Origin of the sequence: Streptomyces pristinaespiralis, assembly GCF_001278075.1 — a bacterium.
Taxonomy (GTDB): Bacteria; Actinomycetota; Actinomycetes; order Streptomycetales; family Streptomycetaceae; genus Streptomyces; species Streptomyces pristinaespiralis.
In genome coordinates, this window is the sequence record NZ_CP011340.1 from 5,341,375 (window position 1) to 5,355,083 (window position 13,709).

Genomic DNA, 13,709 nt, shown 5'->3' on the forward strand with positions numbered 1-13,709 from the left:
CACGGGACGCCCCGCTCGAACGGTCCGCCTGGCATGGACGTGCATGGCCCCCGCGCAGCGGTTCGCGGGTGCGGGCCGCGGCGCCCCTGGTTCGAGCGGCCCGTCGGGTGCGGGCGGGGATGTTCCCGCTCAGCGGCTTTCCCGGCACGGACGGGCATGCCCCTTGCCCGAACTGTCCGCCTGGCGCGGACGTGCATGGCCCCCGCGCAGCGGTTCGCGGGTGCGGGCCGCGGCGCCCCTGGTTCGAGCGGCCCGTCGGGTGCGGGCGGGGATGCGCCCGCTCAGCGGCTTTCCCGGCACGGACGGGGACGCCCCCGCTCGAACGGCGTGCCGGGCGCCGACCGGGAGTGCCCCCGGTCGAGCGGCGCGCCCGGCGCGGACGGCGATGGCCCGTGCAGGGGCCGGGGGGTGCAGACGGCGACGGCCCCCGCGGAGGGCATCCGTGGGGGCCGTCGGGCGTCGCAGGGGGCGTCAGACGATCGGGCCGCCGGGCAGTTCCACCTTCGCGCCGAGCTTCTCGAGCTTCTCCATGAAGTTCTCGTAGCCGCGGTTGATCAGGTCGATCCCGTGCACCCGGCTCGTCCCCTGCGCGGCCAGGGCCGCGATCAGGTACGAGAAGCCGCCGCGCAGGTCCGGGATGACCAGGTCCGCGCCCTGGAGCTTGGTCGGGCCGGAGACGACCGCCGAGTGGAGGAAGTTGCGCTGGCCGAACCGGCAGTGCGAGCCGCCGAGGCACTCGCGGTACAGCTGGATGTGCGCGCCCATCTGGTTGAGCGCGGAGGTGAAGCCGAGCCGCGACTCGTACACCGTCTCGTGGACGATCGACAGCCCCGTCGCCTGCGTGAGGGCGACGACCAGCGGCTGCTGCCAGTCGGTCTGGAAGCCGGGGTGGACGTCCGTCTCCAGCGCGATGGACTTGAGCCGGCCGCCGGGGTGCCAGAAGCGGATGCCCTCGTCGTCGATCTCGAACGCGCCACCCACCTTCCGGTAGGTGTTGAGGAACGTCATCATCGAGCGCTGCTGGGCGCCGCGTACGTAGATGTCGCCCTCGGTGGCCAGCGCCGCCGACGCCCAGGACGCCGCCTCCAGGCGGTCCGGGAGGGCCCGGTGGGTGTAGCCGCCGAGCTTGTCGACACCGGTGATCCGGATCGTCCGGTCGGTGTCCATGGAGATGATCGCGCCCATCTTCTGCAGCACGCAGATGAGGTCCTCGATCTCCGGCTCCACCGCCGCGTTGGTCAGCTCCGTGACACCCTCGGCGAGCACGGCCGTGAGCAGCACCTGCTCGGTCGAGCCGACCGACGGGTACGGCAGGCGGATCTTCGTGCCGCGCAGCCGCTGCGGGGCCTCCAGGTACTGACCGTCCGCGCGCTTCTCGATCGTCGCGCCGAACTGGCGCAGCACGTCGAAGTGGAAGTCGATGGGCCGGCCGCCGATGTCGCAGCCGCCGAGGCCCGGGATGAAGGCGTGGCCGAGGCGGTGCAGCAGCGGGCCGCAGAAGAGGATCGGAATGCGCGACGAGCCCGCGTGGGCATCGATGTCGGCGACGTTCGCGCTCTCGACGTACGTCGGGTCGAGGACGAGCTCGCCCGGCTCCTCACCGGGGCGGACCGTCACGCCGTGCAGCTGCAGCAGCCCGCGTACGACTCTGACGTCACGGATGTCCGGCACATTGCGCAGCCGGCTCGGTTCGCTGCCGAGCAGGGCCGCGACCATCGCCTTGGGCACGAGGTTCTTCGCGCCGCGGACGCGGATCTCGCCCTCGAGCGGGGTTCCGCCGTGGACAAGCAGTACATCGTCAGTGCCGGTCATGAATCTCGCGTTCCGGAAGTGGTCCCCCAGGCAGAGCCAGGAGGAGGATCGGACGGGGGGCCAGAGGAAAGGGTAAGGGGGCAGGGCCCCTAAGTTGTAAGCCCGCGGACCGTTCTCGGCCGTAATGAATCGGGCACAATACGCTGTGTCCGCCGGGCCTCGCACAACGTCACCGTCCCACCCCTCGGACACCTGTCGGGGCCCCCGCCCTCTGAGCTGCGCCCATCGCCCGGGCGGCAGCGAGTGGGCCGCTCGGGCTCCGCGGAGGGGAAAGATGCGGGATCATGTCTGGCATGACCGAGGTGTCCTCGCTCACAGGGCGGCTGCTCGTCGCCGCGCCCGCCCTGGCGGACCCGAACTTCGACCGGGCGGTGGTCCTGCTGCTCGACCACGACGACGAGGGTTCCCTCGGCGTGATCCTCAACCGGCCGACCCCGGTGGTCGTGGAGGACATCCTGGAGTCCTGGGCGGCACTGGCCGGCGAGCCGGGTGTCGTCTTCCAGGGCGGCCCCGTCGCCCTGGACTCGGCGCTCGGTGTCGCCGTGATCCCCGGTGACGAGGGCCCGCTCGGCTGGCGGCGGGTGTACGGCGCGATCGGCCTCGTCGACCTGGAGGCTCCTCCCGAACTGCTCGGCGGCGCCCTCGGCTCCCTGCGGATCTTCGCCGGTTACGCGGGCTGGGGCCCGGGCCAGTTGGAGGACGAACTCCAGGACGGCGCCTGGTACGTCGTCGAGTCGGAGCCGGGGGACGTGTCCTCGCCCCGGCCGGAGAGCCTGTGGCGCTCGGTGCTGCGGCGCCAGCGCAACGAGCTGGCCATGTTCGCCACGTATCCGGACGACCCGAGCATGAACTGACGCGCCCGGGGCAGGAGCGGGCAGGGCCTTGCTCCCGTAGCGAGCGCGCGATGAGTACCCTTGGAGCCCATGAGCACTCTTGAGCCCGAGCGCGGGACAGGCACGGGGACCCTCGTAGAGCCGACACCCCAGGTGTCGCACGGCGACGGCGACCACGAGCGCTTCGCCCATTACGTCCAGAAGGACAAGATCATGGCGAGCGCCCTCGACGGCACTCCCGTGGTGGCACTGTGCGGGAAGGTCTGGGTGCCGGGGCGTGACCCCAAGAAGTACCCCGTCTGCCCCATGTGCAAGGAGATCTACGAGTCCATGGGCGCCGGTGGCGACAAGGACAAGGGCAAGAGCGGCAGCGGCAAGGACAAGAAGTAGGTCCTCAAGCCCCTCCCCAGCCCGCACAACGGCCCCCGGGACGCGCTTCGGCGCGCCCGGGGGCCGTTTGCGTGCGGTGCGCCGTTGCACAGGGTGCTTCCGCCGGTCACAGAGTGGTTGAGACCTCTTGTGAACCTCTTGTACGGCCGTTCGGGCGGGCCTAGCCTCCTGCGTGTTGTGCAATGCGAAACGCCCGTTGCGTATGTTGCAACGCCCACCTCGTAGGGGATCACGCATGAAGCTCGTCTCCAAAGTCGCCGCCACCGCAGCGGCACTGGCACTGGCCGGCGTCACCGCCACCGCCTGTGCCCCGCAGACCTCCGGCAACAGCGCCCAGCAGGACGACAAGAGCGGCACGCTGCGGGTCTGGCTGTTCCAGGAGGTCAACAACAAGCCCAAGGAGCAGGTCGTCGACGCCGCCGTCGCCGCGTTCGAGAAGGCGCACAAGGGCGCGGAGGTCGAGATCGAGTACATACCGGTCGAGACCCGCGCGCAGAGGATCAAGGCGGCGTTCAACGACCCGAAGAGCGCCCCCGACCTGATCGAGTACGGCAACACCGACACCGCCGGCTACGTCAAGGACGGCGGACTCGCCGACGTCACCGCCGAGTTCGGCGCCTGGGACGAGGCCAAGGACACCGACCCCACCGCCAGGCAGTCCGTCACGGTCGACGGCAAGGTCTACGGAGCGCCTCTCTTCGTCGGCGTCCGCGCGCTCTACTACCGCACCGACGTCTTCAAGGACCTCGGCATCGCGGTACCCGAGACCCAGGACGAGCTCATCGCCACCGCGAAGAAGATCCGCAAGGAGAAGCCGGACCTCTACGGCCTCGCCGTGGGCGGTGCCTACACCTACGGCGCCATGCCGTTCATCTGGGCCAACGGCGGCGAACTGGCGCAGGAGAAGGGCGGCTCCTACGAGTCCGCCATCGACAGCGCCGCCGCACAGAAGGGCATCAAGGCCTACACGTCGCTCTTCGGTGACGACAACTGCCCGGCCGCCAAGTGCGCCGCCATGGGCGGCAACGCCGTCATCACCGCCTTCGCCGCCGGCAACGCGGCCATGGCGATCGGCGGAGACTTCAGCCACCAGGCCGTCGAGGCCGGCGCGGTCAAGGGCAAGTACGCGGTCGTACCGCTGCCGGGCCTGAAGGCCGGCGAGATCGCCCCGGCGTTCGCGGGCGGCAACAACGTCGGCGTGCTCAAGAGCAGTTCGCACCGCACCCTGGCGGTGGACCTGATGAAGCGGCTCGCGGGCAAGGAGTCGCAGGGCAAGCTCTTCGACGCGATGGGCTTCCTGCCCACCTACACCGATGTGCGCGCGGAGGCCGCGAGGAAGCAGCCGTTCGTCGAACCCTTCATCAAGACGCTCGGAGCCGGCGCCAAGTTCGTCCCCGCCTCGCCCGCCTGGGGCCGGATCGACGCCTCGCTCGTCCTGCCGACCATGTTCCAGGAGATCGTCAGCGGCAAGAAGGACGTGGCCGCGGCCTCCGGTGACGCGGCCGAGAAGATGGACGCCGCGTTCACCGACGCGGGCTGAACGACATGGCGTACAAATCCGCCGCCGCCGAGCCGGCCGTGGTCCCCGCGGGGACCACGGCCCGCCCGCCGGCCACGAAGCCACGGACCTCGGGGAGGCCGCCGCGCCGCCGGGGCACCTGGACGCCCTGGCTCTACCTCGCGCCCGCCCTGGTCGTGCTCGCCGCGCTGCTCGTCTACCCGATCTACCAGCTCGGCCTGATCTCCTTCCTCGAATACACCCAGGCACAGGTCAGCGGCGGTGAACCGACCACCTTCCAGGGCCTCGGCAACTACCGGGCGCTCTTCGCCGACGGCCAGTTCTGGCAGGTGCTCCTCGCGACCCTGCTCTTCGCGGCCGCGTGCGTGGTCTCCACACTCGCCGTCGGCTGCGCGCTGGCCGTCCTGCTGACCCGCGTACGCGCCCTGCCGCGGCTCGCCCTGATGCTGGCGGCGCTCGGCGCCTGGGCGACGCCGGCCATCACCGGCTCCACGGTGTGGGTCTTCCTCTTCGATCCCGACTACGGACCCGTCAACCGGCTGCTGGGACTGGGCGACTTCTCCTGGACGTACGGGCGGTTCAGCGCCTTCGCGCTCGTCCTGTTCGAGGTCGTCTGGTGCTCGTTCCCGTTCGTGATGGTGACCGTCTACGCGGGCATCAAGGCGATCCCGGGCGAAGTGCTCGAGGCGGCCTCGCTGGACGGCGCCTCGCAGTGGCGGATCTGGCGGTCCGTGACGGCGCCGATGCTGCGGCCCATCCTGGTGGTCGTCACCATCCAGTCGGTCATCTGGGACTTCAAGGTCTTCACCCAGATCTATGTGATGACGAACGGCGGAGGCATCGCGGGACAGAATCTCGTCCTCAACGTGTACGCCTATCAAAAGGCCTTCGCGTCCTCGCAGTACAGCCTGGGCTCTGCGATCGGCGTCGTCATGCTGGTGATTCTGCTGGCGGTCACCCTCGTCTATCTGCGCCTGCTGCGACGTCAGGGAGAAGAGATATGAGCCCGGTCCGCCCGCAGATACGGATCCGGCGGCCCGGACGGCTGCTGGCGGAGGCAGCGGCGCTGGTCATCGCGCTCGTCGTCGCCTTCCCGCTGTACTGGATGGTGCTCTCCGCATTCAAACCGGCCGGGGAGATCCAGTCGAAGGAGGCGAGGCCGTGGACGCTTTCCCCCTCGCTGGACTCGTTCCGGCGGGTCTTCCGACAGGAGGAATTCGGCGGCTATTTCGTCAACAGCCTGATCGTCGCCTGCACGGTCGTCGTCGCCTCCGCGCTGATCGCGTTCCTGGCCGCCACCGCGGTGACCCGCTTCCGGTTCACGTTCCGCACCACGCTGCTCATCATGTTCCTGGTGGCGCAGATGGTGCCGATCGAGGCGCTGACCATTCCGCTGTTCTTCCTGATGCGGGACCTCGGCCAGCTGAACACCCTCGGTTCGCTGATCCTGCCGCACATCGCCTTCTCCCTGCCGTTCGCGATCTGGATGCTGCGGGGCTTCGTCAAGGCGGTCCCCGAGGCGCTGGAGGAGGCGGCCTACATCGACGGCGCCAGCCGCGCCCGGTTCTTGTGGCAGATCCTCTTCCCGCTGGTCCTGCCGGGACTGGTTGCCACGAGCGTGTTCTCGTTCATCTCGACCTGGAACGACTTCCTCTTCGCCAAGTCGTTCATCATCAGCGACACTTCGCAGTCGACGCTGCCGATGGCGCTGCTGGTCTTCTTCAAGCCCGACGAGAACGACTGGGGCGGCATCATGGCGGGTTCGACGGTGATGACCGTCCCGGTCCTGGTCTTCTTCGTACTCGTACAGCGACGTCTGGTCTCCGGGCTGGGCGGCGCGGTGAAGGACTGAACGTGAGAGCGCCCGGCGCCCGCGCATCCGGGGCCGCCGGGCCCCTGGCGGACCGGCGCGGTGCCGTGCCCGCCGTGGCCGACCGACTCGAAAGGCGGACCTGATGGATGTCCTCCCCCTGCCGCGCAGCGGCAAGACGCACAACGGCGGATTCGTGCTCGACGGGTCCACCGTCATCGACGCGGGCCCCGGCACCGAAGGCGCCGAGCGCCGGCTTCGCGCCGACCTGGGCGCGGCGACAGGGCTGCCTCTGCCGCCCGGTGCCGGTGCCGACGGGAAGGCGATCCGGCTGCGCGTCGACGCCGCGGACGCCGGACACCTCGGCCCCGAGGGCTACAGGCTGGACGTCGACGGCGACGGCATCACCATCCACGGCGGAGGCGCCGCCGGAGTGTTCTGGGGCGTCCAGACGCTCCGTCAGCTCCTGGGGCCCGAGGCGTACCGCAGGGCGCCCTTGGCGACGGACAGGCGCTGGGAGGTGCCGGGCACGTCCGTCGAGGACGCGCCCCGGTTCTCCTGGCGCGGCCTCATGCTCGACGTGTCACGGCACTTCATGCCCAAAGAAGGCGTGCTGCGCTACCTCGACCTGCTCGCCGCCCACAAGCTCAACGTCTTCCACTTCCACCTCACCGACGACCAGGGCTGGCGCATCGAGATCAAGCGTTACCCCGGACTGACCGAGGTGGGCGCCTGGCGGTCGCGGACCAAGTACGGGCACCGGGCGTCACCGCTCTGGGACGAGGCTCCGCACGGCGGTTACTACACCCAGGACGACATCCGGGAGATCGTCGCCTACGCCGCGGAGCGGCACATCACCGTCGTCCCCGAGATCGACATCCCCGGGCACTCTCAGGCCGCCATCGCCGCGTATCCGGAACTCGGCAACACCGACGTCATCGACACGACCTCCCTGACCGTCTGGGACAACTGGGGCATCACCCCCAACGTACTCGCCCCCACCGACAGCACCCTCCGCTTCTACGAGGGCGTGCTCGAGGAGGTCCTCGACCTCTTCCCGTCCACCTTCGTGCACATCGGCGGCGACGAATGCCCCAAGGACCAGTGGAGGGCGTCCACCGCCGCGCAGGCCCGCATCAAGGAACTCGGCCTGGCCGACGAGGATGAACTCCAGTCGTGGTTCATCAGGCACTTCGACCGCTGGCTCACCGGCCGCGGCCGCCGCCTCATCGGCTGGGACGAGATCCTCGAAGGAGGACTGGCACCCGGCGCGGCCGTCTCCTCCTGGCGCGGCTACAAGGGCGGTATCGCCGCCGCCGAGGCCGGCCACGACGTCGTCATGTGCCCGGAGCAGCAGGTCTACCTCGACCACCGGCAGGCCGCCGGCGACGACGAGCCGATGCCCATCGGTTACGTCCGCACCCTCGAGGACGTCTACCGCTTCGAGCCCGTACCGCCCGCGCTCGCCCCCGAGGCCGCCGCGCACATCCTGGGCACCCAGGCGAACGTCTGGACCGAGGTGATGCAGGACAGCGCCCGCGTCGACTACCAGGTCTTCCCCCGGCTCGCCGCGTTCGCCGAGGTCGCCTGGTCCACGCTGCCCCCGTCCGCGGAGCGCGACTTCGCAGGCTTCGAGCGCCGGATGACCGCCCACTACGCGCGCCTTGACGCGCTCGGCGTCCACTACCGGCCCCCCGGCGGCCCGTTGCCGTGGCAGCGCCGCCCCGGTGTCGCCGGACGTCCGATCGACGGCGTGCCCCCGAACGTGTGAGCCCGGCCGGAGGCGGCCTCCCGGCCGCCCCGGCCCTGAGACGGTAGGAGGGTGGCACGGCAAGGAGAAAGGCGTACAAGCGCCGCTGAAGAACGGCAATCCGCCCGTGACGGTACGGGAGTACGAAACCGGACGTTTGTCGCGGGCCCGCACGTGTGGGGCGGATGCGCCCTTCGCGGACCCTCCCGTCGGTCCGCCCGGAAGATGTGCCAGAGTTGCCACGTCCGGCCTGTGAGCACGTACGGTACGGCAACACAGGCGGGACAGCCGGGACACCGGGAAGGGGCAGCTTGGTGACCACGCACGCACCGCGAACGGCACAGTCGGTGACGCTGCCGGCCTCGCTCGACGAGGCCGTGGCGGCGCTCAGCGCCATGCCCGCCGCCGTCCCCGTCGCCGGCGGCACCGACCTCATGGCCGCGGTCAACAAGGGCCAGCTCCGTCCCGCCGGCCTCGTCGGTCTCGGCCGCATCAGCGAGATCCGCGGCTGGCGCTACCAGGACGGGCACGCGCTGCTCGGCGCCGGCCTCACCCACGCCCGGATGGGACGGCCCGACTTCGCCGCCCTCATCCCCGCGCTCGCCGCCTCCGCGCGTGCGGCCGGGCCGCCCCAGATCCGCAACGCGGGCACGCTCGGCGGCAACATCGCCAGCTCCGCGCCGACCGGTGACAGCCTGCCGGTGCTGGCCGCGCTCGAGGCCGACCTGGTGATCGCGGGGCCGGGCGGCGCCCGGCGCGAGATCCCGGTGTCGCACCTGCTGGCAGGTCGCGAGATGCTCGGCCCCGCCGAACTGATCGGCTTCGTACGCGTACCCCTCCTGCACGCCCCGCAGGTCTTCCTGAAGGCGACCGGCCGCACCGGCCCCGGACGCGCCACGGCCTCGGTGGCCGTCGTCCTCGACCCGGCCAGGCGCGGGGTGCGCTGCGCGGTGGGCGCCATCGCGCCCATGCCGCTGCGGCCGCTGGAGGCCGAGCGCTGGATCGGCTCACTCATCGACTGGGACGGCGAGCGGGGTCTCGAGGGCGAGGCGCTGACCGCGTTCGGCGAGTACGTCGCCGCCGCGTGCATCCCCGACCCGGCGCCGGCGCCCGAGGGTCAGGAACAACAGGTGCTGTCGCCGGCCGTACTGCATCTGCGGCGTACCGTCGCCGCGCTGGCCCGACGGGCACTGGGGAGGGCGCTGTCGTGAGCAACGAGAACAACCCGCACGGCCTTCCGCCGGAGTTCCAGGAGCTCCCGGAGGGCTTCGAGCAGGAGCGCCGCGGCGACGAGTACGACGCCCACGGCCGACAGGACCCCTACGGCCGGCAGCACGACCAGGGGGGACCGTACGGCGAGCACGGTCACGGGCAGTCGTACGAGGAGCACGCCGGTCACGGGGAGTCGTACGAGCAGTACGAACAGGGTGACTCGTACGGGCAGGGCGAGCAGTACGAGCAGGGCGACGCGTACGGGCAGTACGAGCAGGGGCAGCCGTACGGGCAGCCCGAGCACGGGGACGCGTACGGCCGGCACGAGCCGCCGCAGGGTTCCTACAGTGACGCCTACGGCTCGTACGGCGACCAGGGCGGCGGCTGGCAGCCCACGCCGCAGGGCGGCGAGTACGACGGCGAGGCCACGGCCTTCTTCCAGCTGCCCGAGGAGTTCACCTCCGGCTCCGCACCGCTCGAGGCGCCCGGGCACGGTTACGTACCGCCGATGATCAGGCCGCTGACGCCTGCCGCGGGCATCGACCCGGCGGCGCCCGGCGGCTGGGCGACCCCGTGGCCGGAGCCTGCGGACGTGAACGCGGACGCGAACGTGAACGTCAACGAGACGGGGCAGTGGGCCTTCCACGAGTCCCGGGACGTCCAAGAGGCGCACGACGTCCATGACTTCCATGAGGCCCATGAGGCGCATGACGGCCACGGCGTTCAGGGCGGCCATGGCGCTCAGGGCGCCCAGAATGCGCGTGATGCGCAGGATGCCCCTCATGTGCACGATGGGCGTGAAGCCTATGAAGTGCGTGACTCGGGGGAGTTCGGGGAGTCCCGGACGCCTCAGGGCACGGCTCCGGCGGCCCAAGGGCCTCAGGAGGCCCCGCACTTCCCGCAGGTCCCCCGGTTCTCGGAGTTCGCGGAGGCCCAGGAGGCGGAGCCTGCCGCGTCGTCCGATGCCGACTCCGGTGAGTTCCCGCTGCCGCAGGGTCCCGACGCGCCCTGGGCCGGTACGACCCCGTCCGCGACGCTCCCCGGAGGTGCGCCGGCGCCTTGGGCGACGCTGCCGGGCGGCGCCGCCGCTCCCTGGGCGGCGGACGAGTCGCAGCGGGCGGAGGAGCCGGCCGTGTCCGTGCCGGAGCCGGTGATCGCGGAGCCGGCGGCCGAAGGGGACGCCGCGGCGGCGGAGCCGGTCGGGACATCTACCGAGGCCGCGGTCGAGTCGGGCTCCGAGGCCGGATCCCCGTCCGGATCGGAGTCGCCGGAGCCCGAGCCCGAGTCGGCGGCCGGCCCCCCGGCCGGGACCGAAGCCGATCCTGAGACAGGGAACGACACCGGGACCGGCACCGAGGCCCAGGCCGTGCCGGCCGACCCCGACCCGGCGGCCACGGCCGTGCCCTCCGCCGGGACCGAGGAGCACCCGCCCACCTCGTACGTCCTGCGCGTCAACGGCACCGACCGGCCGGTCAGCGACGCCTGGATAGGCGAGTCCCTGCTCTACGTGCTCCGCGAGCGCCTCGGCCTCGCCGGCGCCAAGGACGGCTGCTCCCAGGGCGAGTGCGGCGCGTGCAACGTCCAGGTCGACGGCCGGCTCGTCGCCTCCTGCCTGGTCCCGGCGGCGACCGCCGCGGGCTCCGAGGTGCGGACGGTCGAAGGTCTCGCCACCGACGGCGAACTCTCCGACGTCCAGCGGGCGCTGGCGGCGTGCGGCGCCGTCCAGTGCGGCTTCTGCATCCCCGGTATGGCGATGACCGTCCACGACCTCCTCGAGGGCAACCACGCCCCCACGGAACTGGAGACCCGCCAGGCCCTGTGCGGCAACCTCTGCCGCTGCTCCGGCTACCGCGGCGTCCTCGACGCCGTGCGCGAGGTGGCCGCCGAACGCGCGGCGAGCGCCACCGCCGCCTCCGAGGCGGCGGACGCCGGTGACGAAGCCCGCATCCCGCACCAGGCAGCACCCGGCGCAGGTAGTGTGCAGATTCACCCGCACGACGGAGGCATGGCGTGAGCAACGACGCGGCCACCACTGCGATGCCGCAGCCGGTCGAGAGCCCCCAGCCGGAGGCTCCTGCCCACGGCCTCGGCGCGTCGCTCCCCGCCGCCGACACCCGCGCGAAGAGCGAGGGCACGTTCCCCTACGCGTCCGACCTGTGGGCGGAGGGCCTGCTGTGGGCCGCGCTGCTGCGCTCGCCGCACCCGCACGCCCGCATCGTGTCCGTCGACACGTCCGCGGCGGTCGAGATGCCGGGCGTACACGCGGTGATCACCCACCAGGACATCCCCGGGGACGGCGCGTACGGCAGGCGCATCGCCGACCGGCCGGTCTTCGCCTCTGAGATCGTCCGTCACCACGGCGAGGCGATCGCGGCGGTCGCCGCCGACCACCCCGACACGGCCCGTCTCGCGGCGGCGGCGATCGCGGTGGAGTACGAGGTCCTCGAGCCGGTCACCGACCCCGAGAAGGCCTTCGCCGCCGAACCGCTGCACCCCGACGGCAACCTCATCCGCCACATCCCCCTCCGCTACGGCGACCCCGAGGCGACGGGCGAGGTGATCGTCGAGGGCCTGTACCGCATCGGCCGCCAGGACCCCGCCCCCATCGGCGCCGAGGCCGGCCTCGCAGTGCCCCGCCCCGACGGCGGCGTCGAGCTCTATGTGGCCTCCACCGACCCGCACACCGACCGCGACCTCGCCGCGGCGTGCTTCGGCCTCGAACCGGAACGCGTCAAGGTCGTCGTCACCGGCGTCCCGGGGGCGACGGGCGACCGCGAGGACCCCGGCTTCCAACTGCCCCTCGGACTGCTCGCGCTGCGTACCGGCTGCCCGGTCAAACTCGCCGCCACCCGCGAGGAGTCCTTCCTCGGCCACGCCCACCGCCACCCGACGCTGCTGCGCTACCGGCACCACGCGGACGCCGAGGGCCACCTGGTCAAGGTCGAGGCGCAGCTGCTGCTCGACGCGGGCGCGTACGCCGACGCCTCCTCCGAGTCGCTGGCCGCCGCGGTCGCGTTCGCCTGCGGTCCCTACGTCGTGCCGCACGCCCACATCGAGGGCTGGGCGGTCCGCACGAACAACCCGCCCTCCGGTCATGTTCGGGGCGAGGGAGCGATGCAGGTCTGCGCCGCGTACGAGGCGCAGATGGACAAGCTCGCCGCGAAACTCGGCCTGGACCAGACCGAGATCCGCCTGCGCAACGTCCTGGCCACCGGCGACATCCTGCCCACCGGCCAGACCGTCACCTGCCCGGCGCCCGTCGCCGAACTGCTCGAGGCCGTACGGGACTTCCCGCTGCCCGCCCTGCCCAAGGACTCCCCGGAGGACGACTGGCTCCTCCCCGGCGGGCCGGAAGGCGCCGGTGAACCGGGCGCGGTACGCCGCGGGGTCGGCTACGCCCTCGGCATGGTCCACATGCTCGGAGCGGAAGGCACCGACGAGGTCTCCACGGCCACGGTCAAGGTCCACGACGGGGTCGCGACGGTCATCTGCGCGGCGGTGGAGACCGGTTCCGGGTTCTCCACGCTGGCGCGCCAGATCGTGCAGGAGACGCTGGGCGTGGAAGACGTCCGCGTCGCCTCGGTCGACACCGACCAGCCCCCGGCCGGCCCGGCCGCCCACGGCCGCCACACCTGGGTGTCCGGCGGTGCGGTGGAGCGTGCCGCGAAGATGGTCCGCACGCAGCTCCTCCAGCCGCTGGCCCACAAGTTCGGCATGTCCACCGAACTGCTCCAGATCACCGACGGCAAGATCACGTCGTACGACGGCGTCCTGTCGACGACGGTCACCGAGGCGATGGACGGCAAGGAACTCTGGGCCACCGCCCAGTGCCGCCCCCACCCCACCGAGCCGCTCGACGGGTCGGGCCAGGGCGACGCCTTCGTGGGCCTGGCGTTCTGCGCGATCCGCGCGGTGGTGGACGTCGACATCGAGCTGGGCTCGGTCCGCGTGGTGGAGATGGCGGTGGCGCAGGACGTGGGCCGCGTCCTCAACCCCGCGCAACTGGCCACGCGTATAGAGGCGGGCGTCACCCAGGGAGTCGGAGCGGCCCTCACGGAGAACCTCCGCACGGCCCGCGGTCTGATCCGCCACCCCGACCTCACCGGGTACGCCCTCCCCACCGCCCTGGACGCGCCGGACATTCGCATCGTGAAACTCGTCGAGGAACGCGACGTGGTGGCCCCCTTCGGCGCCAAGCCGGCGAGCGCCGCCCCAGTGGTCACCTCTCCGGCCGCGGTCGCCTCCGCGGTCCGCGCGGCCACCGGCCGCCCGATCAACCGCCTGCCGATCAGGCCCCAGGCGGCGGTGGCTGTTCCAAACCCGTGACGTACCAGGTGTGTTGCTAGTGCAATCCAGGGGTGCGCTGTGTCATGCCCACTCGGT

Annotated in this window: 10 protein-coding genes; 9 read left to right on the forward strand and 1 reads right to left on the reverse strand. The window is 71.8% G+C overall.

Annotated elements, in window-relative coordinates; genetic code table 11:
- Nucleotides 1–471: 471 nt before the first annotated feature.
- Nucleotides 472–1,812 (reverse strand): UDP-N-acetylglucosamine 1-carboxyvinyltransferase, encoded by a 1,341-nt coding sequence (gene murA, locus SPRI_RS22750; protein ID WP_053557247.1) that lies wholly within the window; start codon nucleotides 1,810–1,812, stop codon nucleotides 472–474.
- A 293-nt stretch (nucleotides 1,813–2,105) separates the two neighbouring features.
- Here murA and SPRI_RS22755 point away from each other — a divergent pair, with 293 nt between their 5' ends.
- The 9 genes from SPRI_RS22755 (at nucleotide 2,106) to SPRI_RS22795 (ending at nucleotide 13,652) form a co-directional block, all read left to right on the forward strand.
- Nucleotides 2,106–2,666, forward strand: a complete 561-nt coding sequence (locus SPRI_RS22755) for a YqgE/AlgH family protein (protein ID WP_037774528.1) — start codon at nucleotides 2,106–2,108, stop codon at nucleotides 2,664–2,666.
- Nucleotides 2,667–2,735: 69 nt separating this feature from the next.
- On the forward strand, nucleotides 2,736–3,035 hold the full coding sequence (locus SPRI_RS22760) for a DUF3039 domain-containing protein (protein ID WP_005316940.1): 300 nt from the start codon (nucleotides 2,736–2,738) through the stop codon (nucleotides 3,033–3,035).
- 235 nt (nucleotides 3,036–3,270) lie between these two features.
- Nucleotides 3,271–4,575 carry an extracellular solute-binding protein gene (locus tag SPRI_RS22765; protein WP_005316942.1) on the forward strand — a complete coding sequence of 435 codons (1,305 nt, stop codon included), beginning with the start codon at nucleotides 3,271–3,273 and terminating at the stop codon, nucleotides 4,573–4,575.
- Nucleotides 4,576–4,580: 5 nt separating this feature from the next.
- The gene (locus SPRI_RS22770; protein WP_005316944.1) at nucleotides 4,581–5,558 is read left to right on the forward strand and encodes a carbohydrate ABC transporter permease; all 978 of its coding nucleotides are present in this window, start codon (nucleotides 4,581–4,583) and stop codon (nucleotides 5,556–5,558) included.
- Nucleotides 5,555–6,406 (forward strand): carbohydrate ABC transporter permease, encoded by an 852-nt coding sequence (locus SPRI_RS22775; RefSeq protein WP_053557248.1) that lies wholly within the window; start codon nucleotides 5,555–5,557, stop codon nucleotides 6,404–6,406. The genes SPRI_RS22770 and SPRI_RS22775 overlap by 4 nt, the downstream gene beginning before the upstream one ends.
- 103 nt (nucleotides 6,407–6,509) lie before the next feature.
- A complete protein-coding gene (locus SPRI_RS22780; RefSeq protein ID WP_037774530.1) occupies nucleotides 6,510–8,135 on the forward strand; it encodes a beta-N-acetylhexosaminidase in 1,626 nt (541 codons plus the stop codon).
- A gap of 293 nt (nucleotides 8,136–8,428) precedes the next feature.
- Nucleotides 8,429–9,325 (forward strand): FAD binding domain-containing protein, encoded by an 897-nt coding sequence (locus tag SPRI_RS22785; protein ID WP_005316950.1) that lies wholly within the window; start codon nucleotides 8,429–8,431, stop codon nucleotides 9,323–9,325.
- A complete protein-coding gene (locus SPRI_RS22790; protein ID WP_078951278.1) occupies nucleotides 9,322–11,340 on the forward strand; it encodes a 2Fe-2S iron-sulfur cluster-binding protein in 2,019 nt (672 codons plus the stop codon). Before SPRI_RS22785 ends, SPRI_RS22790 begins: the two co-directional genes overlap by 4 nt.
- Nucleotides 11,337–13,652, forward strand: coding sequence for a xanthine dehydrogenase family protein molybdopterin-binding subunit (locus SPRI_RS22795; RefSeq protein WP_053557249.1), 2,316 nt, complete (start codon nucleotides 11,337–11,339; stop codon nucleotides 13,650–13,652). The genes SPRI_RS22790 and SPRI_RS22795 overlap by 4 nt, the downstream gene beginning before the upstream one ends.
- Nucleotides 13,653–13,709: the final 57 nt, after the last annotated feature.

Excerpts from the sequence above, each read along its gene's own strand:
- murA (WP_053557247.1), bottom strand. The coding sequence starts at position 1,812 with ATGACCGGCACTGACGATGTACTGCTTGTCCACGGCGGAACCCCGCTC.
- SPRI_RS22755 (WP_037774528.1), top strand. The coding sequence starts at position 2,106 with ATGACCGAGGTGTCCTCGCTCACAGGGCGGCTGCTCGTCGCCGCGCCC.
- SPRI_RS22760 (WP_005316940.1), top strand. The coding sequence starts at position 2,736 with ATGAGCACTCTTGAGCCCGAGCGCGGGACAGGCACGGGGACCCTCGTA.
- SPRI_RS22765 (WP_005316942.1), top strand. The coding sequence starts at position 3,271 with ATGAAGCTCGTCTCCAAAGTCGCCGCCACCGCAGCGGCACTGGCACTG.
- SPRI_RS22770 (WP_005316944.1), top strand. The coding sequence starts at position 4,581 with ATGGCGTACAAATCCGCCGCCGCCGAGCCGGCCGTGGTCCCCGCGGGG.
- SPRI_RS22775 (WP_053557248.1), top strand. The coding sequence starts at position 5,555 with ATGAGCCCGGTCCGCCCGCAGATACGGATCCGGCGGCCCGGACGGCTG.
- SPRI_RS22780 (WP_037774530.1), top strand. The coding sequence starts at position 6,510 with ATGGATGTCCTCCCCCTGCCGCGCAGCGGCAAGACGCACAACGGCGGA.